At 39.1% G+C, this 23753-nt stretch carries 22 protein-coding genes and 1 riboswitch; of the genes, 17 read left to right on the top strand and 5 right to left on the bottom strand.

The window, feature by feature from the left end; genetic code table 11:
- Positions 1-271: 271 nt before the first annotated feature.
- Positions 272-1207, bottom strand: coding sequence for a glycosyl hydrolase 115 family protein (locus tag B494_RS21515; protein WP_241211440.1), 936 nt, complete (start codon positions 1205-1207; stop codon positions 272-274).
- 272 nt (positions 1208-1479) lie between these two features.
- On the opposite strand from B494_RS21515, the gene B494_RS0116650 reads away from it, so the two are divergent.
- The 8 genes from B494_RS0116650 to B494_RS0116615 all read left to right on the top strand — a co-directional run bounded on the left by B494_RS0116650 (position 1480) and on the right by B494_RS0116615 (position 7776).
- Positions 1480-1899: an organic hydroperoxide resistance protein gene (locus tag B494_RS0116650; protein WP_017473519.1), complete on the top strand. Its 420-nt coding sequence runs from the start codon at positions 1480-1482 to the stop codon at positions 1897-1899.
- Positions 1900-2145: 246 nt separating this feature from the next.
- Positions 2146-2949 carry a pyrroline-5-carboxylate reductase gene (proC, locus tag B494_RS0116645; protein WP_017473518.1) on the top strand — a complete coding sequence of 268 codons (804 nt, stop codon included), beginning with the start codon at positions 2146-2148 and terminating at the stop codon, positions 2947-2949.
- A 62-nt stretch (positions 2950-3011) separates the two neighbouring features.
- Positions 3012-3467, top strand: coding sequence for a flavodoxin (locus tag B494_RS0116640; RefSeq protein ID WP_017473517.1), 456 nt, complete (start codon positions 3012-3014; stop codon positions 3465-3467).
- Between the two features lie 381 nt (positions 3468-3848).
- Positions 3849-4388, top strand: coding sequence for a signal peptidase I (lepB, locus tag B494_RS0116635; protein ID WP_017473516.1), 540 nt, complete (start codon positions 3849-3851; stop codon positions 4386-4388).
- A gap of 54 nt (positions 4389-4442) precedes the next feature.
- Positions 4443-4548, top strand: a riboswitch (TPP riboswitch).
- Positions 4549-4680: 132 nt separating this feature from the next.
- Positions 4681-5505 carry a bifunctional hydroxymethylpyrimidine kinase/phosphomethylpyrimidine kinase gene (gene thiD, locus B494_RS0116630; protein WP_144032273.1) on the top strand — a complete coding sequence of 275 codons (825 nt, stop codon included), beginning with the start codon at positions 4681-4683 and terminating at the stop codon, positions 5503-5505.
- A 2-nt stretch (positions 5506-5507) separates the two neighbouring features.
- On the top strand, positions 5508-6308 hold the full coding sequence (gene thiM / locus B494_RS0116625; protein WP_017473514.1) for a hydroxyethylthiazole kinase: 801 nt from the start codon (positions 5508-5510) through the stop codon (positions 6306-6308).
- Positions 6309-6312: 4 nt separating this feature from the next.
- Positions 6313-6954: a thiamine phosphate synthase gene (gene thiE / locus B494_RS0116620; protein WP_017473513.1), complete on the top strand. Its 642-nt coding sequence runs from the start codon at positions 6313-6315 to the stop codon at positions 6952-6954.
- A gap of 297 nt (positions 6955-7251) precedes the next feature.
- Positions 7252-7776: a type 1 glutamine amidotransferase domain-containing protein gene (locus tag B494_RS0116615; protein WP_017473512.1), complete on the top strand. Its 525-nt coding sequence runs from the start codon at positions 7252-7254 to the stop codon at positions 7774-7776.
- Between the two features lie 242 nt (positions 7777-8018).
- Here B494_RS0116615 and B494_RS0116610 read toward each other — a convergent pair whose 3' ends face one another.
- Both B494_RS0116610 and B494_RS0116605 read right to left on the bottom strand, forming a co-directional pair.
- The gene (locus B494_RS0116610) at positions 8019-9380 is read right to left on the bottom strand and encodes an ammonium transporter (protein ID WP_017473511.1); all 1362 of its coding nucleotides are present in this window, start codon (positions 9378-9380) and stop codon (positions 8019-8021) included.
- Between the two features lie 24 nt (positions 9381-9404).
- Positions 9405-9746: a P-II family nitrogen regulator gene (locus B494_RS0116605; RefSeq protein ID WP_017473510.1), complete on the bottom strand. Its 342-nt coding sequence runs from the start codon at positions 9744-9746 to the stop codon at positions 9405-9407.
- 465 nt (positions 9747-10211) lie between these two features.
- Here B494_RS0116605 and B494_RS0116600 point away from each other — a divergent pair, with 465 nt between their 5' ends.
- From B494_RS0116600 to ddlA, 4 genes are all read left to right on the top strand, one after another.
- Positions 10212-10391 carry a hypothetical protein gene (locus B494_RS0116600; RefSeq protein WP_017473509.1) on the top strand — a complete coding sequence of 60 codons (180 nt, stop codon included), beginning with the start codon at positions 10212-10214 and terminating at the stop codon, positions 10389-10391.
- Between the two features lie 68 nt (positions 10392-10459).
- On the top strand, positions 10460-10669 hold the full coding sequence (locus tag B494_RS0116595; protein WP_017473508.1) for a hypothetical protein: 210 nt from the start codon (positions 10460-10462) through the stop codon (positions 10667-10669).
- Between the two features lie 131 nt (positions 10670-10800).
- A complete protein-coding gene (locus B494_RS20295; RefSeq protein ID WP_017473507.1) occupies positions 10801-11229 on the top strand; it encodes a DUF4064 domain-containing protein in 429 nt (142 codons plus the stop codon).
- Positions 11230-11273: 44 nt separating this feature from the next.
- Positions 11274-12374: a D-alanine--D-alanine ligase gene (gene ddlA / locus B494_RS0116585; protein WP_017473506.1), complete on the top strand. Its 1101-nt coding sequence runs from the start codon at positions 11274-11276 to the stop codon at positions 12372-12374.
- 256 nt (positions 12375-12630) lie between these two features.
- Here ddlA and B494_RS0116580 read toward each other — a convergent pair whose 3' ends face one another.
- Positions 12631-13485, bottom strand: a complete 855-nt coding sequence (locus B494_RS0116580) for a DUF4349 domain-containing protein (RefSeq protein ID WP_017473505.1) — start codon at positions 13483-13485, stop codon at positions 12631-12633.
- 265 nt (positions 13486-13750) lie between these two features.
- Here B494_RS0116580 and B494_RS0116575 point away from each other — a divergent pair, with 265 nt between their 5' ends.
- The 5 genes from B494_RS0116575 (at position 13751) to argF (ending at position 21802) form a co-directional block, all read left to right on the top strand.
- On the top strand, positions 13751-15010 hold the full coding sequence (locus B494_RS0116575; RefSeq protein WP_017473504.1) for an argininosuccinate synthase: 1260 nt from the start codon (positions 13751-13753) through the stop codon (positions 15008-15010).
- Positions 15007-16434, top strand: a complete 1428-nt coding sequence (gene argH / locus B494_RS0116570; RefSeq protein ID WP_017473503.1) for an argininosuccinate lyase — start codon at positions 15007-15009, stop codon at positions 16432-16434. The genes B494_RS0116575 and argH overlap by 4 nt, the downstream gene beginning before the upstream one ends.
- A 121-nt stretch (positions 16435-16555) precedes the next feature.
- A complete protein-coding gene (locus B494_RS0116565) occupies positions 16556-17644 on the top strand; it encodes a carbamoyl phosphate synthase small subunit (RefSeq protein WP_017473502.1) in 1089 nt (362 codons plus the stop codon).
- Positions 17637-20849, top strand: coding sequence for a carbamoyl-phosphate synthase (glutamine-hydrolyzing) large subunit (gene carB, locus B494_RS0116560; RefSeq protein ID WP_017473501.1), 3213 nt, complete (start codon positions 17637-17639; stop codon positions 20847-20849). The genes B494_RS0116565 and carB overlap by 8 nt, the downstream gene beginning before the upstream one ends.
- A gap of 2 nt (positions 20850-20851) precedes the next feature.
- Complete coding sequence (gene argF / locus B494_RS0116555; protein WP_017473500.1) at positions 20852-21802, top strand: ornithine carbamoyltransferase; 951 nt, start codon at positions 20852-20854, stop codon at positions 21800-21802.
- 147 nt (positions 21803-21949) lie between these two features.
- Here the strand turns inward: argF and B494_RS0116550 are convergent, their stop codons facing one another.
- Positions 21950-23647, bottom strand: a complete 1698-nt coding sequence (locus B494_RS0116550; protein ID WP_017473499.1) for a methyl-accepting chemotaxis protein — start codon at positions 23645-23647, stop codon at positions 21950-21952.
- Positions 23648-23753: the final 106 nt, after the last annotated feature.

The raw sequence follows: 23753 nt of genomic DNA, 5'->3' as shown, positions 1-23753 counted from the left end.
TGTTGGTGCCATGGTGAACCTTCAGTGTGCTGTTCGGTTCCGTCGACGGTGATGATGAGCCTGGTCTTATTAGCTGGTCACACCTGCATAAGCACTGGGTTTTGGTTTTCATCTTCATTCCAATGCGTAAAGCCTATATGTTCAGATAGTCCAAGTCCATACCATTTCCCATTTTCAATCGTTTGGTACTGTTCAACAAGCTTTTTTTAAACAAGCCCGCACCTGTTCAGCCTGTTTGTTTGCCTTGAGTTTGCCTCGTTTGGCAGCGGCATTATTTTTTTCCTGTAAGGAGCCATAGCTTTTGAAGGTTTAAATTCCCTACCGCTGGATAGTAGACAAGAGCGAAATAAGCAGAAAGGTTGTCGGGATCGACAGCATGATAAAGCTCTTCAGCTATTTGCAATAGTTGATCAATTTTCGAAAGCATCAAGTCTGTTTCCTTGTAGTTAACGGGGTGATAAACATTGACATTCATCGCTTCGGGTCGTCGGTTATGGGCGAGCTTTGTATAACCTATTATTAGGTCAAACAACTTTTCTTGATGTTCCTCAGTGCATTTGTTTGCAAAATTCTGTTCAATCCAATGCTTGGTATAAAAGTCAGTTTGGTTAATTGCGTTTGTACCCCATTTATCAAAGTCGTAAGCTAAGTCCAGGAAATAAGATAATGGGAATTCCTGAGTAGCAATACCACCTACGTTAACAATCCAAAGATCTCGGACACCAAAATCGTATGCCATGGTCATCTGCTCCCAAATTTTAGGTAAGTAAGAGCTGTTGATCCATTCGTATGAAATCGGACCCCCATGATAATCAAAGTGATAATACATGCCATAGCCGCCTTTATGATTAAGCATTTCTCTTGTTGGTAGAGTCCGGAGATTGCCATGGTTATCATCACAAAGCATTAATATGACATCTTCAAGTTCCTCTGAATGTATAAGCCCTGGAGTATTTTCATCACCATAAAAGAAAGGTTCTACTTCTTTATATAAGGCGAGCATCCTAGGTACCTCTGATAGATCAGGGTGTATATGTTTGTGGATGAGTTGATTTTGGTTTTGTAATACATCTTGAAGCATGTTGATATTGTCTGCTAACGTTGCTTCTTTCCCCATGATGGCTGTATCCTGTTCGCCACGCATCCCGACGGTAATCACATTCTCGAATTGGCCACTTCGCTTTAAGCCATCTTCCCAAAACTTGATAATACCTTCTCTGTTTGTGATGAAATTCCAAGCATCGCCTCATTAGATTTCCTAAAGTATTTTTTGGAATGATTAGCTGGTAGTGTATGGTTTAATTGTAGCGTAGTCGTAATGATCTGATTAAAGTAATTACTTTAATAATCACATCTTCTTAGTAACCAACGACCCATTAGTAGGAGCAAAATGCTCAATGATTAAAGGTTTTATGTTTAATAATTGATAAAAAAGGAATAGTTAATCTAGAGGCTAATATATTAAGGAGTGATAAAAGAATGAGTGATGTATTATTTACCTCGCGTGCTGTAGCTCAAGGTGGGCGTGAAGGTCATGTTAAGTCTGATGATGGTGTGATTGACTTAAATTTAGTTGATCCCGCAAGTAAAAGTAGTGAAACGGGCTCGAACCCTGAACAACTATTTGCTGCTGGATATGCCGCTTGTTTTGATGGTGCATTAAATTTAATGGCCTCAAAAGCCAAAAAAAATATTGAATCAACGCTATCATCTGATGTCAGTTTATTAAAGGATAGTGCAGATAATGGTTTTAAAATAGCTGTTGTTCTACACGTGGAAATTAAAGGTGTTTCACAGCAAGAAGCGGAAGATTTGGTTAAACAGGCCCATGACTTCTGTCCGTATTCTAAAGCAACAAGAGGCAATGTTGATGTTGAACTAAAAGTAGATGCTGTCTAAAACTGATAGGAATCGATGGAGTCTAGGCTTCATCGATTTTTATTTCTAGCTAAAAGGATGATCAAAATAAATTATCTTTTAGATAACGTTGTCAAGCTTCGTTCGTAGAGGTATAGTAGAAATGGAGAGCAACTTGCTTCAATCGACTACATAAGGATAAGAGGCATTTAAATGTTTGAAGCGGCTACAAATTGGTGGGGAATTTTAAAAATGGTAAATGCATAGTACTTGAGGAGGGTGAAAAAAGTGTCGGACGAAAAAATATTAATCGTTGGTGCAGGTAGAATGGCGCAGGCGATTATAAAAGGGTTGAAGAAAGCGGACTTTGTTAATATACTCGTTGCTAATAATGGTAATCATGAGCGGTTGAGTGAAGTGGAGAGAAGGTTTTGTGTCGATGCCACAACCCAGTGGCAGGAACATGTATCAGATCAAGATATAGTGATCTTGGCTATGCCTCCAGAAGCACACGAAGATGTATTAGCTAACTTGGCGCAAGTGATGACTGATCAACTCGTTATAACGGTAGCTGCCGGAGTTGATATTTCTTATATGGAAGAACGCCTCCCTGATCAAGCTGCTGTTGCGTGGGTAATGCCGAATACTGCAGCATCAAAAGGGGAATCGATGACGTTGTTTGCGCCCGGTACACATGTAACAGATGAACAAGAATATTTTGTTGAAAAAATATTGTTTAGTATTGGTAAGTTTAAAAAGTTAACGGAGCAACAAGTACATGCCTTAACGCCGATAACAGGGAGTTCGCCAGCTTTTGTATATCGGATGGCAGATGTGTTAATTAGAAAAGCTGAAGATACAGGTGTTTCTGAAGTTGTGGCTAAACAACTTGTAGCCCAAATGGTTAGAGGGGCTGCAGAGATGCTAACGTCAGATTTGAAGTGCCCTAAAGATCTTATTGATGATGTTGCTAGCCCTGGGGGAGTTACAGCAGCTGCGCTAGAGGTATTTGATAAGTATCAATTTGATCAAATGATGGAAGAGGTTCTCGTTGCTTGTTATGATAGAGCGAACAATCCGAAGTCATCGTAGAAAGCAACTCTTGACATTGATAATCATTATCAATTAATATAGTCAAGAGGGAGTGAACAAGTGTGAAAATTGTTTTGGTTTATGCGAGCATGTCAGGTAATACTGAAGAAATGGCTGGGGCTATTGGTGAGCGAATAAAGTCCTTGGGTTTTACGGTTGAGTCATTTCAGATTGATATTGATGATATTGCAGCTTTTGATCTCGTTCATTATGATGCAATTCTGTTTGGTACTTACACATGGGGAGACGGAGAGCTCCCTTATGAAGTAGAAGATTTCCATCAAGACTTAGGTGAAGAAGATTTATCGGGAAAATTAGTCGGACTTTTTGGCTCATGTGATTCCTATTACCCTGCTTATGGGGTGGCATTAGAAATAATGGCTGAGCAATTTAATGCGGTGGGATCAACAGTGGTTGAACCCTTATTGAAAGTCGACTTAACTCCGGACCAAGACGATATTGAAAGATGTCAACAATTTGCTAATAAGTTCATTGAAGAGCTTAAGAATAATCAATAAAAATGAGCGCAATGAGACCATTGCGCTCATTTTTATCACAGATAAGTATCTGTAAAGCGTTAGTCCTAAAATAGAGAAGAGAAAAAATCTGTTTAGGTGGGAGATAACGCATGTTAATCTTCTGATCCGCCCAACGATCAATCGGAGGATGGGTAAGATCGTAGACTAAAAGCTTCACATCTTTAAGAAGGATTACAGAATAAGACCGCCACTTCTTGTAGACCTCGTCCGCTAATTAAGTGGTCCTTTTATATCCGTTACCAAAAGACGAGTCGAGATATGTAAAAATTTTAGTGAATCTGCGCTTACTTAATTGGTAGCTTTTACTGGAATTTAATCGTATAATAAGATTAATATTGATAGAAAATGAGGATGACTTAAATGGTAAAGGAAATCATTTCTTGGTTAAAAGCGATAATTATTGCTTTGGTTATTGTATTTGTCGTTAGAGAATTTGTCATGACGCCTTCAATAGTAAAAGGTGACTCAATGTTGCCTAATCTTCGTGATGGCGATCGCATAATTATTAGTAAAATCAGTTCTATTGATCGCTTTGATGAAATAGCATTTTATGCACCTGATGCAGATGATAACTATGTTAAGCGAGTGATCGGTTTGCCTGGAGATCAAATTAAAATAGAGAATGATGTCCTCTACATCAATGATGTACCTTATGAAGAGGATTACTTAGATGAGTTAAAGGTGCAATTGCATGATAATCAGTTGTTCACTTATAACTATGACTTGGAGGAAGAGCAAGGCTATCATGTTGTTCCAGAAGGCTCATATTTTGTTCTTGGTGATAATCGCCCGATTAGCCGAGATAGTCGGAATTTTGGAGTGATTTCTGAAGACGCTATAATCGGAGAAGTTGTGTTTCGAATTTGGCCATTAAATGCGATGGGTGTTATTAATCATTAATGAATAGTTTGACAGAATAAGAGATAAGTGTTTTAGTGTAAATATAATCATATATCTATCCACTAGGGGCGCGTATTAAACGCTGAGATAAAGTTTTTTCTTTGGTCCCTTTGAACCTGATTTGGCTAGTACCAACGGAGGGAAGTGGGGCGTTGTCATAGACTACCTTTCTTTATCTAAAAAGATAACCGCTCCAATTCGTTGGGGTGGTTTTTTATCGCTCTAAAATATAGGTTGGGATAAAGGGAGCGTTAAGATAAATAAAAGCTACATTATTAAAGGAGGAAAAGAAATAGTGCTAGTGAAAACAGCTCTAACTATTGCGGGAACTGATCCTACTGGAGGGGCAGGTATACAAGCGGACTTGAAAACTTTCCAAGAGCGACAAGTTTTTGGGATGAGTGTATTAACGTCAGCTGTTGCTCAAAATACACTGGGCGTACAAGCTGTTGAGAATATGCCGATCACTTTTATTGAACAACAATTGGCGTGCGTATTTAATGATATTGAACCAGATGCAATAAAAACAGGTATGATTTCTACAATTGATATGATGGAGTTAATTGCGACATATTTAAAGAAGTGCCCTTCCATTCCTTATGTGATGGATCCTGTTATGGTTGCGACTAGTGGCGATGCTTTGATGGAGACTGCGTCGCAAGCTGTTATCCGTGACTTGCTATTACCGCTAGCTTCCATAGTAACGCCTAATTTACCAGAAGCAGAAATATTAATTGGGCAAAAAATTGAAGGTTTAAATGAAATGGAAAGAGCGGCCCGTTACATTGTAAATGATTTGGGGGCATCCTCGGTCGTTATAAAAGGTGGACACTTGGAGGAGCAAGCTATTGATGTATTTTACAATGGTGAACAGATAGAACATTTCGTTGGGGATCGATATCAAACTAAGCATACTCATGGTACGGGGTGTACGTTTGCAGCTGCTATTACTGCAGAATTAGCCAAAGGTCAGGATACCTATCAAGCTGTTTCGTTTGCAAAGCAATTTATTACGGATGCAATTCGATTTCCGTTAGGTATTGGTAAAGGAAACGGTCCGACTAATCATTGGGGGTATCGATTAAAAGGTTTGCCAACTCAGAGAGGAGATGCGTAATTATGATAAATACAAAGGCGATTATAGAAGCGGTTAAGTCGCAGCAACCTTTAGTGCATAATATAACCAACCAAGTCGTGATGAACTTTACTGCAAATGGACTATATGCACTTGGGGCTGCCCCTGTTATGGCGCACGATCATAACGAAGTTGCAGAAATGGCAAATAATGCTGATGCCCTTGTTTTGAATATTGGAACCTTGACATCGGAATTAGTAGAAGCTATGGTTATTGCCGGAAAATCTGCTAATCAAAAAGGCATTCCAGTTGTTTTTGATCCGGTTGGTGTCGGTGCGACCACTTTGCGTAATCAGGCGGCTGAGCGCATTTTGTCGGAAGTAAAGTTAAATTTAATTAGAGGGAATGCAGGTGAAATTAGCCAACTTGCAGGGGTGAAAGCTGATGTGCGCGGTGTTGATGTACGTGGTGATTTGGATCACCTTTACGTTGCTAGACAAGCGGTTAAGAAGCTTGATATTCCTGTAATGGTTACAGGTCAAGAGGATGTTGTTGCCGATGCAGAGGAGAGTATCCTTGTAAAGAATGGTGCGCCTATTTTAACCCAAGTCACGGGGACGGGCTGTTTATTAAGTGCCGTAACAGCCGCATTTTTAGCGGTAGATCTTCAAACCCTTGAAGCTGCAACTGCAGCGGTAGGCTATTATACAGTTGCGGCTGAGTTAGCCAATGAGCAGGCTAAATATCCAGGTCAATTTCAGCTGGCTTTTCTGGATGCGCTGTCTTATACAACGGCTGAACATGTTCAAGGGCGTCTGTCTGTTGAACGTGTAAAAGGAGCGTGATAGCGTGTTTAATAAAGCATGTTTAAATGTTTATTTCATTTTAGGAAGTATGAATACACCTGGGAGAGATCCGTTGGATGTCCTTGAGCAAGCGTTGCTAGGTGGGATTACTTGTTTTCAATTCCGCGAGAAAGGTCCAGGTGCTAGAATTGGGTTGGACAAGTTTCATTTAGCCAAAGAAATGCAAAGGTTGTGTGCGCAATATCAGGTTCCTTTTATTGTTAATGATGATGTTGGTTTAGCGCTAGCTATTGATTCAGACGGTGTCCATGTCGGGCAAGAAGACCAATCGATTCAAGAAATTAAGGCCATTGCACCAAAAGGGATGATTGTTGGTGTGTCGGCAACTTCTGTGGAACAAGCTGTCCAAGCTAAACAAGATGGAGCTGATTATCTTGGTGTGGGCCCAATTTATCGAACAACGACAAAAACTGACGCCAAAGAACCGATTGGTTTAAAAGGCATTTCTCAGATAAGAGCGGCAGTTGGTACTTTACCTATAGTAGCGATTGGTGGTATTCAAGCAGAACATAAAAATGAAATAAAAGAAGCTGGAGCAGACGGTGTCTCGGTTATTTCTGCGATTAGTGCGGCTGAGCATCCTCAAGAAGCTGTGCGTTCATTTTTCGCAGATAATGACGCGTAAAACACCTAGAGTAGCGTTCAATCTTTCGAAGAGGGTGCTAATGGGCTGATTCACTCAACTAAGTAAGGTCGTAGACTAAAAATGCAGAAGGATTACAGACTAGAACCGGCACGTCCTTAAGAAGGGTTACAGACTAAGATCGCCACGTCCTGTGGCAACGTCTGCATGACCTACATCTTGTAGTCTCCCAGCTCACCGATTGAAGGTTGAAGTTTCGTTTTCATCATGTGGTTAATGTTTAAAGCGTTTCGATAAGGGTTAATATATCTGTAATGTAGATTGAAAAGGAGGGGTGATATGCGACTGGAAAATAAAAAGGTGCTTGCGCTTGTCGAAGATGATTTTGAAGACCTGGAGTTATGGTACCCTGTTCTTCGGTTAAGGGAAGAGGGGGCAGCTGTGGTGCTAGTAGGTAAGGAAGCGGGCAAAACGCACACTGGAAAATACGGTGTTCCAGCACAAGCGGATGTGAGTTTCTCACAAGTGAATCCGGATCAATATGATGCATTGCTAGTTCCTGGAGGTTGGGCGCCTGATAAATTGAGGCGATATCAAGAAGTCATTGAATATGTTCGCCACTTCGATCGAGAAAAAAAGGTGATTGGTCAGATATGTCATGCTGGATGGGTGCTTATTTCTGCTAATATTTTAGATGGGGTTAAAGTAACGAGTACGCCCGGAATAAAAGATGATATGACTAATGCTGGTGCGACTTGGTTTGATCAACCGGTGGTGACAGATGGACATATTATTTCAAGCCAAAGGCCACCTGATTTGCCACCTTATGTCAAAGCGATTGCTGATCAGTTGGCAAAGAGCTAGTTTAAGGATCGATAAGGTACTTAAGTGAATAGCTTAAAAAGACGAAGGCTCCCATCAATGATGGAAGCCTTCGTTCTTTATATGATAAAAGGAGAAACTAATATTTATCACAGATAACTGTCCGTAAAGCCTTATCTCAAAATAGAGGGCAGATATTAATCTATTTAGGTGGGACAGTAATGTCTTGGTTCAAATCAGTGGGCGAAGAACGAAAATGCCCACTGAATCGAAGTTTCATTTTATTAGGAAGTTGCTTTGTTATCATTTAAATTATTCAAACGATCGGCCAATCCAAATTCCCCGTTTTTATCCATCGTTTCCTTTCCGGAAAGGGTATCTTTAAATTCGTAAGCGCTAGAACCGTGCTCTGAAATATCAAGACCTATGATTTCTTCTTCTTCAGATACACGAATAGAAGAGAAGCGTGTTAGGATAAAAGTGAATCCGCCAACGGTTGCCATTGTCCATGCGATAACAGCGATGATCCCAATGGCTTGAACGGCTAATTGACCAACTCCAAATCCGTAAAACAATCCAGTGTCTAGTGAGAATAGCCCGACTGCTAAGGTTCCCCAAATTCCACATAAGCCGTGAACACTTGTTGCACCGACAGGATCATCGATTTTTAATTTTGTATCAATGAATGTAACACCTTCAACTAAAATGATACCAGAGATTAAACCAATAATAATTGAACCGACAATAGAAACTTCTGCTGTCCCAGCTGTTATACCGACTAAACCAGCTAACACGCCGTTTAATGCCATCGAAGCATCAATTTGTTTGAAGCGGAATTGTGAATACAATGCTGTTGAAATAAGTCCGCCAGCACTAGACATTAAGGTTGTTGCTATAACCATAGGAACCAATGAAGGATCAGCTTCTAATGTACTACCACCGTTAAAGCCAAACCATCCTAACCATAGAATGAAAACACCTAGTGCACCCATGGGGATATTGTGTCCAGGAATTACATTAATTTTCTTGCCGGCGTATTTACCGAGTCTAGGTCCTAAGAATAATACAACAGTTAGTGCGCCAACTGCACCAGTAAGGTGAACAACAGTTGAACCGGCAAAATCACTAAAGCCCATATTAACTAACCAACCATCGTCTGACCAAATCCAATGTCCTACTACTGGATAAATTACCCCAGTCATGGCAATAACAATTAACACATACATACCTAGTTTCATTCGTTCAGCAACCGCGCCAGAGATGATCGTTGCACAGGTTGCAACAAACATAGCTTGGAAAACGAAGAAGCCAATATCTTCAACGCCACTTAGTAAAAAGCTATCTGAACCGATAAATGATCCAGCGGATGAGCCGAACATGACGCCATATCCGATCAGGTAAAATAAAATAGGTCCAATACTAATGGTTAAAAAGTTCTTCATAATAATATTTAATGAATTTTTAGCCCGAGTAAAACCTGATTCAACCATTGCGAAGCCAGCGTGCATAAAGAATACGAGGAAAGCGGCCAGCATAACCCAAAGCATATCTGCGGTTGCTTGTGAAACAGCTTCACCTGTTTCAGCGTACACAGGGGATGCCAGTAATAAACCAATAAATGATAAAAGTCCAATTTTCTTTAACATAATGTATTTCACTCCTTCTATTTATTAAAGTACGGCCTCTCGTCCGCGCTCGCCTGTACGGATTCGAATTGCATCTTCGACAGGATATACAAAAATTTTCCCGTCACCAATTTGTTCGGTGCTGCATGTCTCGATAATTAAATCGATGACTTCATTAGCTTTTGCTTCAGGAACAACAATTTCAATCTTAATTTTTGGAACAACCTTTATCTCATAAGGCGTCCCTCTAAACACACCGGTTTGGCCTTTTTGTTTCCCGGTACCAGCGACCTCCGATACAGTAATGCCGCCAACACCAACATCTGCTAAAGCATCACGTAAGACTTCAAACTTTTCGGGACGAATGATTGATTCAATCTTTTTCATTTTACCGCTCCTTCCATGTAAGGATAGTTAACATCTTAAGTTATGTAATTTATCATAAACCTATTTTTCAGAAAATTCAAGTCTTTTTTAATGCTTTTTTTGAAAAAAGTTAATTTAAGCGCTTACGAGCGCAACGTCATAATGCTGGTGATTGAACATGTTGTGACAAGGCAAAAATCGAAGAAATAGATAGATGCTTTTTCCGTCTGCATAAACAAACCTTCAATCAGAAAGGTAGCGGTCATAGTTGAGTAAGTCAGATCCTTAGCGCTCGTCTAAATAAATAAGATTTACGCTCTATGTCTAGTCGAACGTGGTTATCTATGATAAGACTTCTGCGAGCGACGTCTTGATATAGGTCTTAAACCCCTTAAAGCATTTAGGCTTAATGAAGCATAGTGAAGCGGCGATCGCATGTGTTAAAATACATAATGGTGTAAGGATTTGAGAGGTGATATATGAAGGATGGTAAATTGGAAAGTGGAGAAGTTTTTAATTGTTCTAGGCAGTATTTTCTATGCCCTTTTTGGGATGTATAGTGTCGCTGGATTAATAGGTCTACTATTTGCAGGGATGATAGGGGAAATGGTTGGCGTCTTTGTTGAGAGTTATAGAGATTCAGTGCTATTAATGATACTTTTATAATACTTCTCGTATTTATTGAAGTCGTAACTATTATAGGCATTGTTGTAGGTGTATTAGCAATTAGCCTATTGAAAGGCAATCGCCGAATTAAGTTAGCTGGTGTGTTACTGTTGATTGTCGGAGGCTTAACAATTTTGTTTCGCATCTGGCTAGCTGTGGTTTGTGGTTTGTTATATGTCATCGCTGGTGCGATGGTATTAATAAAAAAATCAAAAGATCAACCTGATGATTTAGAAATAGAAAAAAATAGTGACGAAATGAACAGTGTGAAATTTTAATTGTGGCATTGAGTCGGAGCAATCAACATATAGCTATTAAACAATCTAGGATGAATTAAATGTAGTGGAAGAACGATTGAACGTGTTAGAATACATAATGAGGTGAGAAAGTGAGAGGAGATACGATATCTATGATAAACAGGAAAGTTGAAATGGCTTTAATTGTTCTAGGCAGTATTATCTTTATCTTTCTAGGGATTGCTGGCATTAATGTGTTGAGGGCATTAAGTGATGAAGAAGTTATGTCGGATGTGCACAGTGGTCTCATTGCAGAGGTGGATGATGCAGAGATACTGAGCTTAACAGAGTTTACTGATGCGCTTCGAGTAAATGGTATATTGATGATTGCTATAGCTGTAATAGTTGTTGTTACAGGACTATTGGCAATTAGGATGTTGAAAGAGAATCGTCGCCCCAAGCCAGCTGGTATTTTATTACTGGTTGTCGGTGGGTTAACAAGCTTCCTTCAAATGGGATTTGCGTTGTTTGGTAGCTTGTTATATGTCATAGCAGGTATAATGGCGTTAGTGAAAAAACCTAAAGACCAATCTAGTCATTGAAAATAGAGTAATCATACAGAGTCTATGAAATGAGGAGAAATATGATGAAGAAAATAACAGTGGGAATCGTATTTGGTGGTAAATCAGCTGAGCATGAAGTATCATTGCAATCGGCAAAAAATATTGTTGAGGCAATCGATCAAGAAAAATATAATGTGGTTTTACTTGGTGTTGATAAAAAAGGAAAATGGCACCTCAATCATCAAGATTCATACTTATTAAATGCTACAGATCCCAAAGCGATCGCATTACATCATAGCAACCAACATGTAGCGGTTATACCAGGTGAATCTGCAGCTCAAGTGATAAATGTTACGACAAATCAACCTCTCGCACAGTTGGACGTTATCTTTCCGGTTGTTCACGGAACACTTGGAGAAGATGGGAGTTTACAAGGGCTATTAAGAATATTGAATTTGCCATTTGTAGGCGTTGATCTTCTTGGTTCTGCTGTAAGTATGGATAAAGATTTTGCTAAGCGGATTCTTAGTGGTGCTGGCCTTTCAGTTGCGAAGGGGCTTGTGTATAAAGAACATCAACAAAGTGAGATTGATTTTAATGAGATTAAGAATAAACTAGGATTACCTGTTTTCATTAAACCTGTTAATCAAGGTTCCTCAGTTGGTGTGACTAAAGCTAACACCAAAGCTGAATTTGATCTAGGTATTAATGAAGCTTTCTTATATGATGATAAAATCTTGATTGAAGAAGCAATTGTTGGTCGTGAAATAGAATGTGCTGTCCTAGGAAATCAAAAACCAATCGCTTCATTACCGGGTGAAGTTTTACCGCAAGATGGTTTCTATTCCTATGAATCGAAGTACATTAATGAAACGGGTGCGATCTTATCTGCACCGGCTCAATTATCCGATCAACAAACGGAAAAAGTCAGAGAGGAAGCTTTGCGGGTGTTTAAGGCGTTGGATTGTGAGGGAATGGCTCGAGTTGATTTCTTTATGAAAGAAGACGATCAACTGATTGTTAATGAAGTGAATACGATCCCTGGGTTTACGAAAATAAGTATGTATCCAAAGCTATGGGGAATTACGGGTATTGATTATCCAGCGTTAATTGATCGTTTAATTGAATTAGCCTTCGAACGTCATCGTCGTAAACAACAGTTAAAAAGCGCTGTATTTGAATAAAGTTGATAAGGGCTGGGACAAAAACATGATGGAAAAGGTGAATGCCGGACCGTTTAGCTAAGTATACAAACACGTCGCTGTTTCTAAGGTGGACCGTGCGTATTTTGCATCGTTTTTTGTCTCAGTCCCAGCTTTCGAATTCTTTATATCAACATAATGTCCATAAAACGTTAAATCTATTAAGGTGGGTGATAACGGACGCTAATGGCCTGATTCACTCAACTAACAATTAATGATTTCTAAATTTTTCGTGTGACTATCCTTTGTTTTTCACATAATATTTGTGGATGAACCAAGCCAGCACTGATAATATCAATAAGATAGGTAAGTTGCCAATAATAAAGATAAAAAAGTTGATCGTGCCCACTACTAAGATATTATAACTTGTCAGCCATTGATCTTTTATTCTGTCCCAAACATTTAAATTTTGATCATGTACAGGATCAGTTCGTTGCTCGGAAATTGATAAGTGAATAGTGGCGAGTTCAGCCCGATTTTCATAGTAATGTATTTGTCCCTTTAATTGTTCAATTTCAAGTTGAACATCCGCTAACTCATTCGATATATTTAATAAATCCTCGGTTGAATCCGCTTCTTCCATAAGTGAAATGAGCCTTTCCTCTACTTTTTCTTTTGATGTTAGGCGTGTTTCTAAATCAACATATGCTTCTGTTACGTCTTCACCACTTATGTTTTGATGATGAATCGTTATGGCTTCTGTTTGAAGTGTATCGATAAAATTGTGTAAAAACGCTGCTGGAATACGCAAGATTAATTCGCCATCGTATAGATGTTCATCTATTCGGCTGGTTTGATTAGACACAATGTAACCGTCGTATTGACTGAGTGTATCTTCAATTGAATTAATCGTATCTAAGTATTGTACCACTTCTAGCTTAAGAAAAGCGTTATAAATAATCTTGCGATTTTCTTCTGTACCCTCGTTCAACTCATTTACTGTATCTTCAGCTATCTCTTGATCGTTATTTAAGTCATATGACTCTAAGGATGCTTCAGATCGTTCGCTAATCATTGTATTATCATGTTGTTCCTGGTTACATCCAGTTATAAAAAATAATGTCAGTAACATAAAAAACAATGTTGTCCTCAATGTTTGTCCCTCCAATCCTTTTGGTACTCAATCAGACGATTTTGCCGAAAGTTTGTTACATATGTATAAATATTAAATGTGTTGAATATGTGAGTTGCAAAGGAATTCAGCTTTAACCTAAACAATAATAACAATTTTTTGCTGTTTTTTTCTTTAATTAAATGCAAATAAGGGTTGAATTATTATTCTTTTTAATGCATAATAATACAAAAGAAAGCTGATCGAAATTAAATGATAAATAACAACCATTAAGGGGAGATTAAATATGACAAAAGACAAAATTGTATTAGCTTACTCAGGTGGATTAGATACTTCTGTTGCGATCAAATGGCTACAAGATCAATATAACTATGATGTCATCGCAGTAGGATTAGATGTAGGAGAAGGAAAAGATTTAGAATTTGTAAAGAAAAAGGCGATTGATGTTGGCGCAATTAAATCTTATTCCGTTGATGCTAAGGCACTATTTGCGGAGGAATATGTTTTACCAGCACTACAAGCTAATTTATTATATGAAGGAAAGTATCCTTTAATTTCAGCACTATCACGTCCGCTAATCGCGAAAGTACTTATTGACATCGCTGAGAAGGAAGGTGCAGTAGCTGTTGCACATGGCTGTACAGGGAAAGGGAATGATCAAGTTCGATTTGATGTTGCTTTTACCGCATTAAACCCTAATATGAAGATTGTCGCACCGGTAAGAGAATGGAAGATGACGCGTGATGAAGAATTAGCGTATGCAGATAAACACGGGATTCCAGTGCCGGTTGGAAAAGAAAGTCCATATAGTATTGATCAAAATTTATGGGGAAGAAGTAATGAATGTGGTATTTTAGAAAACCCATGGGCTGAAGCGCCAAAAGACGCCTTCGATTTGACGACTGACCCGGTTGATGCGCCTGATCAACCAGAAACGATTCAAATTAGCTTTGAAGCAGGAAAGCCCACGGCAGTAAATGGTGAGAAAATGGACTTAGATGAATTAATTTTACACTTAAATCAAATTGCAGGTAAGCACGGTGTCGGTAGAATTGATCATGTAGAGAATCGTTTAGTTGGTATTAAATCAAGAGAGATCTACGAAGCGCCAGCTGCTGTTACACTAATTGCTGCTCACCAAGAGTTAGAAGCTTTAACGTTACCGAGAGAAGTGGCGCAATTTAAGCCGATTATTGAACAGAAATTAGCTCAAACGGTGTATGATGGTTTGTGGTATTCACCACTTACCGATGCTTTGCAGTCCTTTATTGAGCAAACGCAACAATATGTATCAGGTAATGTAAAAGTGAAATTATATAAAGGTACAGCATTTGTCGTTGGTCGTGAATCAGATCACTCGCTTTATGATATCGATCTAGCGACATATTCTGAAGGAGATGCATTTGATCATGAAGCGGCACTAGGTTTTATTAAATTATGGGGATTGCCGACACAAGTGCATGAAACGGTAACAGGTGCTCAACAAAATAAAAAAGCATCCATTACTAAAACAACGATTGATGTAAAGGAAGCGGTCAAACAATGAAATTATGGGGCGGACGATTTACAAAGCCAACCAATCAACTTGTAGATGAATATACGGCATCGATTAGATTTGATCAAAAGCTAGCAATGTTTGATATTCAAGGCAGTCTCGCCCACGTAAACATGCTTGCGGAATGTGCGATCATCACGAATCAAGAAGCACAACTAATCACTGATGGCTTAAAAAAGGTCGCCACACAAATTGAGCGTGGTGAAGCTGAATTAACAGAGGCAAATGAAGACATTCATATGAATGTTGAGAAATTATTGATTGATCAAATTGGAAGTGTTGGTGGGAAACTACACACAGGGCGTAGCCGTAATGACCAAGTTGCACTTGATATGCGTCTCTATTTACGTGATGCACTAATCACGATAGCCACACTATTGCTTGAGCTACAGCAAGCGTTAGTAAAGCAAGCTGAAGCTAATTTAGATACGGTCTTACCTGGATATACGCATTTGCAACGTGCACAACCTGTACTGTTTGCTCACCATCTGATGGCCTATGTTTTTATGTTTCAACGTGATCTTGAACGATTGACGGATAGTTGGAAGCGCGTCAATCGTTCGCCACTTGGAGCAGGGGCGCTTGCAGGAACGTCTTTCCCGATTGATCGGGCATTGGTTGCTGATCAACTAGGCTTTGATGGTGTGACGGAAAATAGTTTAGATGCGGTCAGTGATCGTGATTTTGTTGTTGAATTTTTGGCAGATGCGTCTTTGGTCATTATGCATTTATCGAGATTGTCAGAAGAACTTGTCCAATGGTCAAGTGCTGAGTTTAACTTTATTGAATTAGATGACGCCTTTTGCACAGGAAGTAGTATGATGCCACAGAAAAAAAATCCTGATGTGCCAGAACTCGTTCGTGGTAAGACAGGACGTGTCTTTGGTCATTTAATGGGGATGTTAACCACGCTGAAAGGTTTGCCCCTTGCTTATAACAAAGATATGCAAGAGGACAAAGAAGGTATGTTTGATACGGTTGAGACATTAAAAGGAGCGCTTGCATTATTTGCTCCAATGATTGGAACGATGACTGTTCATAAAGACATCATGTATCAGGCGGTTGTGAAAGATTATTCGAATGCAACCGACTTAGCTGATTATTTAGTTGGCAAAGACATCCCATTTCGTGAAGCGCATGCGATTGTTGGGCAGACCGTTTTATACAGCATTGAACAAAGTAAATATTTACTTGATCTATCATTAGCTGAATTCAAAGATTTTTCTAAAGCGATTGATGAGGATATTTATGAGGTTTTATCAGCAAAAGCCGTCGTTAATGCACGGGATGTAGCAGGTGGTACGGCTAAAAATCGTGTCAATGACCAAATTAAACAAGCTTATCAATTTTTTGAGGACCATGAAGCATGGATCCAAGGAAAAGTAACGTTACTGAAGAAGTTAATAGTTACTTAATGCGCTTTGCTTTAATAGAAATGAGAAAACTTGATTAATGATAAATCAAGTTTTTCTTATACACGTTTATGTATAATTATAAAATTTAAGGTATATTTATTCGTTGTTAGGGGGAACAGTTATGGATCAATTTGAAGGCTATTTGGTTCTTAATACAGGGGATGTATTGTCTGGGAAATGGTTAAGTGAGCCATTTTGTCAAGAAGGTGAGCTTGTTTTTAATACAGCGATGACGGGTTACCAAGAGGTTATAACTGACCCTTCATATGCAGGTCAAATCGTTTCACTTACTTATCCATTGATCGGCAACTATGGCTGTAATGACCAAACAAATGAAAGTGTTCATACCGCATTGTCTGGATTAATTATTTCTACACCATGCTTTGACCCTGAACATTATCAATCGCACTACTCTCTGGTGGATTTTGTTAATCGTGTTGGGATACCAACACTTTATGATATTGATACACGTGCCTTGACAAAAATTATTCGTGAGCACGGCGAAGTTTACGGAAAGATAACGACTGATCCTAATGATCAGCCTGTGCAAATGTCGGTTGATCCAGAGCTGGTAAAGCATGTATCGGTCAAAGAAAGCGTCTATTATTCACCGCAAGCAAATCTATTGGAAAAACATGTTGTTGTGTTCGATTACGGCCATAAACAATCGATTGTAGACGCGTTGCTGAAGGCAGGCTGTGAGGTGACAGTGGTTCCATATGATACTAGCTATTTGACGATTCAAAGTCTAGATCCAGATGCGGTTATCTTTTCTAACGGCCCTGGTGACCCAGCGAGTCTTTCCGCGTTTTTGCCAACAGTTAAAGCCGTCGCTGAAACGTATCCAACGCTTGGTATTTGCTTAGGTCATCAATTAATTGCTTTAGCTTTTGGTGGAAAAACATCGCGTTTACCATATGGTCATCGTGGTAGCAATCATCCTGTAAAGGATTTGGCTACTGGAAAAGTGATGATCACCTCGCAAAATCATGGTTATGTTGTTAAGGAAACAACGATTGATCAGTCGCAATGGTGTATCTCACACCTAAATGTTAATGATCAATCTGTTGAAGGATTAAGGCACAAAACCAAGGCAATTCAAACCGTTCAGTTTCACCCTGAAGCACATCCTGGACCTGTTGATACGCACCATATATTTGCAGATTTTGTTGAGTCATTATGTTTAAAGGGAGCGAAACAACATGCCTAAGTTAACAGAGATAAAAAAAGTGTTAGTGATCGGGTCCGGACCGATTGTAATTGGTCAAGCGGCGGAATTCGATTATGCAGGGACGCAAGCTTGTCTTGCCCTAAAAGAAGAAGGGATTGAAGTCATACTTGTTAATAATAATCCGGCAACCATTATGACTGATGAAAATATTGCAGATCAGATTTATTTAGAACCGCTTACCGTAGAATCGGTTAGTAAGATTATAGCCAAAGAAAAACCGGACGGTCTCCTACCAACTTTGGGCGGGCAAACCGGTTTAAATTTGGCTATGGCACTTACAGATGCAGGGGTGTTAGCCCAACACCAAGTCACTTTGTTAGGGACGCCGTTGGAAACGATCCAAAAAGGTGAAGATCGAGAAATATTCAAGTCAATGATGAAAGAAATTAATGAGCCGATTGCAGAAAGTCAATCGGTTGAAAGTGTAGCAGAAGCTTGTGAATTTGCCAATCAGATTGAATATCCTCTTATTGTCAGACCTGCATACACGTTGGGGGGAGCAGGTGGCGGAATCGCGACTAACCAAGCGGAACTAACGCGGATTGTTAAAAATGGTTTACACCAAAGTCCGATTCACCAAGTATTAATCGAACAAAGCGTTAAAGGTTGGAAAGAAATTGAGTATGAAGTGATGCGGGATGGTAATGATACATGCGTCATTATTTGTAACATGGAGAATTTTGATCCTGTTGGCGTACATACAGGGGATAGTATAGTGGTTGCTCCTACACAAACATTAACTGATCAGCAACATCAAATGTTGCGCTCATCATCGGTTAAAGTGATTCGAGAACTTGGTGTCATTGGCGGGTGTAATATTCAATTTGCCCTTGATCCAACTAGTGATGATTATATTATTATTGAAGTGAATCCAAGGGTCAGTCGATCAAGTGCACTTGCTTCTAAAGCAACCGGCTATCCGATTGCACGGATTGCTGCAAAACTTGCACTGGGTTATCATTTGGATGAAGTGTTAAATCCAATAACGGGTGATACATATGCAAGCTTTGAACCAGCAATTGATTATATCGCTTTGAAAATTCCGCGTTGGCCCTTTGACAAGTTTTATCAGGCGGATCGATCGCTAGGTACACAAATGAAAGCGACCGGTGAAGTCATGGCATTAGCGCGCAATTTCCCAGCTGCATTAAACAAAGCGGTTCGATCACTAGAGTTGGGATTAGATAGTTTAGTATGTCCAGGTATCGAAAAATTAACAAATCAACAATTAGAGGAAGGCATTGTTAGCCCAACTGACCAACGCCTCTTTTTATTAGCCGAGATGTTGCGTCGGGGCTATAATATAAGTCAGTTAAAGGCATTTACCGGTATTACTAAGTATTTTCTTGAAGAACTCAAACGCATGATTGATTTTGAAGTGTCCCTTTCTAAAAAAGGTTGGGAACACGTTGCAGCTAGTGAATTAAAGCAAGCCAAACAGTATAGTATACCAAATTCAAGATTAGCTTCACTTCTCGCTATTGAGGAACAAACCGTTCTTGATATAATAAATCAACTGGATCTATCTGCGAGTTATAAGATGGTTGATACGTGTGCGGCTGAATTTTCGGCAGACACCCCATATTTCTATAGTTCATGGCAAGAATATGATGAAGTTGAAGCACTAGACAAAAAACATCGGGTGGTCGTTTTGGGTTCTGGACCGATTCGAATTGGGCAAGGTGTTGAGTTTGATTATTGCTCTGTTCATGCTGCATTTTCGCTAAAGGATCAAGGCGTGGCTGCCATTGTTATAAATAACAATCCTGAGACGGTAAGTACAGATTATAGTACGGCTGATCACCTCTACTTTGAGCCTTTAACGGTAGAAGATGTTCGTCAGGTTGTAAACAAGGAGCAAGCAGACGGTGTCTTAATTCAATACGGTGGACAAACGGCAATTAATCTAGCCGAAGGTCTAAGCCAGCATGGAATTAATGTGATTGGAACGGATCTTTCTATGATTGAAAAAACAGAAGATCGCGAACAATTCTATCAACTACTCAATGACTTAAGCATTCCGCATATCCCTGGTGCTACGGTTATGTCAGTTGCTGATGCTAAAGCTGTTGCAGCGGAAATTGGTTACCCTGTTCTGATGCGCCCTTCGTATGTCATTGGTGGGCAAGGTATGGTTGTGCTAAAAAATGAACGGGAACTTGATGACTACTTGTCTACGTTAATCGAGCAAACCCCTTCATCACGGCTTTTCCCTCTACTGATTGATCAATTTATTATAGGTGACGAAGTAGAGATTGATGCAGTGTGTGATGGTGAAGATATTATAATTCCTGGCATTTTTGAACATGTTGAACGTGCAGGTGTTCACTCTGGCGACAGTGTAGCCATTTTTCCGGCACCGAATTTAACGTCTGAACATAAAGCAACAATTGAAGATTACACGAGAAAAATATCACAATATCTTAATATAAGAGGCATTATTAATATTCAATTTGTAATGAGTGAGGATCGTCAAACGATTTACGTGTTAGAAGTTAATCCGCGAGCATCGCGGACCGTGCCGATTGCAAGTAAAATAACCGGTGTGGAAATGATTGATCTTGCTACAAAGGTCCAAATGGGAAAAAAATTACGTGATCAAGGTTGGATGCTTGGGTTGCATAAAGAAGTCCCTTTCTATGCTGTCAAAATGCCAATCTTCTCTTCAACAAAGCTTCCAGGTGTTGATCCGATTTTGTCTCCAGAGATGAAGTCAACAGGTGAAGCGATAGGTATTGGCAACACGGTTGAAGCTGCACTAGCTAAAGCTTTTGGTTGGAAAGAAGAACATTTCTTACCAATTAGCGAAGAGAAAGGTCTATTTTTGTCAATAGCAAGTGTATCTGAGGAATTGATAAAGGCATTAAAGACAATAACTGGGAAAGTAGTAGCGACAAAAGATACAGCTCAACTTTTATTAGCCAATGGTTATCAAGTCGATCATGTACTAACCGAGCAAGATGCGCAAATGGCTATTGAGAATGAGCAATTTAATGTTGTCTGTGATCAACAATCGCCAATGATCCGTGCTCAAGGGCTCATGGTTGGAGCGGTCGTGTTAAGTCGTATCGAGACATTAACGGCTTACCTCAATGCTTGGCAACATAAAGAAGTTGAGCCGAACACGTTGAAAGGCTATCAAAACGGTGTAAATGATCTTAATAAGGTGAAAGTAGAGGTGTAAAGATGTTTGTTAATGTAGCGAATCAATTAAAAGGTAATGATTGCTTGACGTTGTTTGATTTCACATCCGAGCAAATCACTTATCTATTACAATTGGCCAAAGATGTTAAAGCGAAGCAAAAGGCTGGTCAAATTTATCAACCATTAAAAGGTAAAGTGTTAGGAATGATCTTTGAAAAATCTTCAACACGTACACGGGTATCATTTGAGTCAGGGATCTATCAACTTGGTGGCATCGGCTTATTTCTGAGTACCAATGACTTGCAATTAGGAAGAGGTGAACCGATCTCAGATACAGCTAAAATACTTTCAGGCTATTTGGACGGTATAATGATTCGGACGTTTCACCAATCAGATGTCGAAGAACTGGCTGAACATGCATCGATCCCAGTCATTAATGGATTAACAGATGATTATCATCCCTGTCAAGTGTTAGCTGATTTACAAACGATTGAAGAAGTGAAAGGGAAATTATCTGGTTTAAAAATGGCCTACATTGGTGATGGCAATAACATGGCCCATTCGTTAATGGTTGGAGCTGTCAAGATGGGAATGGATTTCAGTACTGCAGCGCCAGAGGCCTATTTGCCGAAAAAGGAAATGGTTGAACGGGCGCAAGCAATCGCAAATGAGAATGGTGTAACGATTACAGTGACAACAGATCCGATTGAAGCGATTAAGGATGCAGATGTTGTCTACACTGATGTCTGGGCAAGTATGGGACAAGAAAATGAACAGAAAAAACGTGAAGTATTATTTGCTGATTATCAAGTCAATGGAGCGTTATTAAAGCACGCCAAAGCAGATTATATGTTCATGCATTGTCTGCCTGCGCATCGTGGCGAAGAAGTCACAGCTGAAATTATTGATGGTGATCATTCGGTTGTTTTTCAAGAAGCGGAGAATCGTTTACATGCACAGAAAGCATTAATGATTGCTTTAATGACTGAATAAATGTTTTTAATGAGGCAAGCAAACCTCTGGTCAATATGACTAAGGTTTGCTTGTTTTCTTGTGATAGAAAAGGAACTATTTTAGTAATTATACTTTAAGCGTCCATAAAGCACCTAGCGCAAAATAGAAGCGGGTCGAAGGAACGCTTTATTTATCTTCATCTTCTGTTTCAAAATAGAAAGGATCTATTAGTGTTTTGAGACGATTAGCTAGCTCAAGGAGGGTTGATCCCATTTGATAAGTTTTTTCGATTTGGTCGGCTTGGCTTTCACTTGCTATGATTAATTCTTCTGAACTTGCTAATGTTTCTTGAGATATACTGGATAATTGTTCAGAACTGGCATCTATTTTTGGTAACGTCATTTTCAATGCTTCCATTTCACTACCCACGAGTTCTAGTGATTGACTAACACTTTCTATTTCATTTAATAGGTTGTAAAAAGCTAATTTTGTATTTTCAGCATATGTATGATTATTTTTGCTCTCTTGCGCAACCTGTTTCGTTACACTCACCGCTTGCTCAGTGGCTTGTAACATTTGCTTAATCGTTTCAAAGACTTTATCTGTAGTCGTCTTTGATTGTTCAGCTAAGTGACTCACCTCTTTGGCTACAATTGCAAACCCTTTTCCAGAGTCGCCTGCTCTAGCTGCTTCAATAGAAGCATTTAACGCCAATAATTTTGTTTGATCAGTTATGTTTTCTACTTCCGTTATAAGTTGGTTAACAGATTTAGAGGCTGTTCTTACTTGCTCTACTGATGCTGTTGATTTCGCAATTTCATTATCAAACGTTGTTAAGGTTTGTATAAGACCCTGCATATAGGCTTCGCCTTGAGAGGCTGCCTGATTCATCTCGCTTGATCGGGCGGAGGCTTTTTCTAATTGTTTCTTTACATTTGTGATTAAATGCTGAACCGTTTGAGTGACCTGGTTGTTGTTCTCTGTTTGTGTAGTCGTTATTTCTGCACCACTTTTAACGTGGTCCATTGCTTTTATAACTTCTTGATTAGATGCTAACGTTTGTTCAGAAGCTTGCTGTAAATTTAAGCCTGTTAAGTTAACTTTTCTCGTTGTCTCCTTGATTTGAACAAGCAGGTTTGTCATTTGTTTGACCATTAAGTGGTAACTCTCGGCTAAAGAAGCCAATTCTGGAATTCTTGAAGTAATTTTTCTTGTTTGATCTAAACGTCCTTCTCTCACCTCTTGCATGGTTTTTTGCATCTTTATTATGGGATGGGTTACACCTCTCATGAAAATGATGGTGATTATAATGGACGCAAGTAAACTAATTGATGTTACGATTGTAGTAGAGTGTTTAATTTCGTTAACGTTGGTCATATAGCTTGTTTCCGGAACAATAATAGCATAGATGCCCTCAATTTCAGGCATCGGCTGAAATGCCAGTGTATAAGATTGATTATCAATGCTTGTGTGGATAATACCTTCTTGTTGGTCAAGAATATCCTCGATTAAGTGATTGTCAACATTTGTGATGGTATCATGACTTACTTGAAAAGGTGTAACGGTTTGGTCTGTAATGTAAAAGAAGTCGGATGATAATTCATCATTTATAAGGGTTTCTTGCTGTTCGCGGACATGGGTTTCAAGTTGTTGGAAGAAATAACTGTAATCACTAATATAAACAAAATTTAAATTGCTTGCAATGTGACCCATTAAATTAACTTCCCTTATGAGTCGCTGTTCTACCTGTTTAATCGTGTAGTTTTTAGCGGATATAAATGAAGTCAAACCTATGATTACATTCGATACTAAAAGTAATAGTCCTGTTAATAAGATCAGGCGTTTTGCCATTGTGAAGCCTTTTGACTTTTTCTGATTCTTCATAAAATTCGTCCCTTCTCCATTTCATCTATAAGCAGTATAACGATTGTTTATTAAGTATTCGTAAATTAAATGTAAGGTTTTAGATAAGAAACACAGTGTTGAAAAG

Origin of the sequence: Amphibacillus jilinensis Y1 (assembly GCF_000306965.1) — a bacterium.
Taxonomy (GTDB): Bacteria; Bacillota; Bacilli; order Bacillales; family Amphibacillaceae; genus Amphibacillus_C; species Amphibacillus_C jilinensis.
Note: the sequence above shows the minus strand (reverse complement) of the source record. Positions and strands in the feature narration are given on the sequence as shown.

Excerpts from the sequence above, each read along its gene's own strand:
- B494_RS0116650 (WP_017473519.1), top strand. The coding sequence starts at position 1,480 with ATGAGTGATGTATTATTTACCTCGCGTGCTGTAGCTCAAGGTGGGCGT.
- lepB (WP_017473516.1), top strand. The coding sequence starts at position 3,849 with ATGGTAAAGGAAATCATTTCTTGGTTAAAAGCGATAATTATTGCTTTG.
- thiM (WP_017473514.1), top strand. The coding sequence starts at position 5,508 with ATGATAAATACAAAGGCGATTATAGAAGCGGTTAAGTCGCAGCAACCT.
- B494_RS0116615 (WP_017473512.1), top strand. The coding sequence starts at position 7,252 with ATGCGACTGGAAAATAAAAAGGTGCTTGCGCTTGTCGAAGATGATTTT.
- B494_RS0116610 (WP_017473511.1), bottom strand. The coding sequence starts at position 9,380 with ATGTTAAAGAAAATTGGACTTTTATCATTTATTGGTTTATTACTGGCA.
- B494_RS0116605 (WP_017473510.1), bottom strand. The coding sequence starts at position 9,746 with ATGAAAAAGATTGAATCAATCATTCGTCCCGAAAAGTTTGAAGTCTTA.
- B494_RS0116600 (WP_017473509.1), top strand. The coding sequence starts at position 10,212 with ATGGTAAATTGGAAAGTGGAGAAGTTTTTAATTGTTCTAGGCAGTATT.
- B494_RS20295 (WP_017473507.1), top strand. The coding sequence starts at position 10,801 with ATGATAAACAGGAAAGTTGAAATGGCTTTAATTGTTCTAGGCAGTATT.
- ddlA (WP_017473506.1), top strand. The coding sequence starts at position 11,274 with ATGAAGAAAATAACAGTGGGAATCGTATTTGGTGGTAAATCAGCTGAG.
- B494_RS0116575 (WP_017473504.1), top strand. The coding sequence starts at position 13,751 with ATGACAAAAGACAAAATTGTATTAGCTTACTCAGGTGGATTAGATACT.
- argH (WP_017473503.1), top strand. The coding sequence starts at position 15,007 with ATGAAATTATGGGGCGGACGATTTACAAAGCCAACCAATCAACTTGTA.
- B494_RS0116565 (WP_017473502.1), top strand. The coding sequence starts at position 16,556 with ATGGATCAATTTGAAGGCTATTTGGTTCTTAATACAGGGGATGTATTG.
- carB (WP_017473501.1), top strand. The coding sequence starts at position 17,637 with ATGCCTAAGTTAACAGAGATAAAAAAAGTGTTAGTGATCGGGTCCGGA.
- argF (WP_017473500.1), top strand. The coding sequence starts at position 20,852 with ATGTTTGTTAATGTAGCGAATCAATTAAAAGGTAATGATTGCTTGACG.
- B494_RS0116550 (WP_017473499.1), bottom strand. The coding sequence starts at position 23,647 with ATGAAGAATCAGAAAAAGTCAAAAGGCTTCACAATGGCAAAACGCCTG.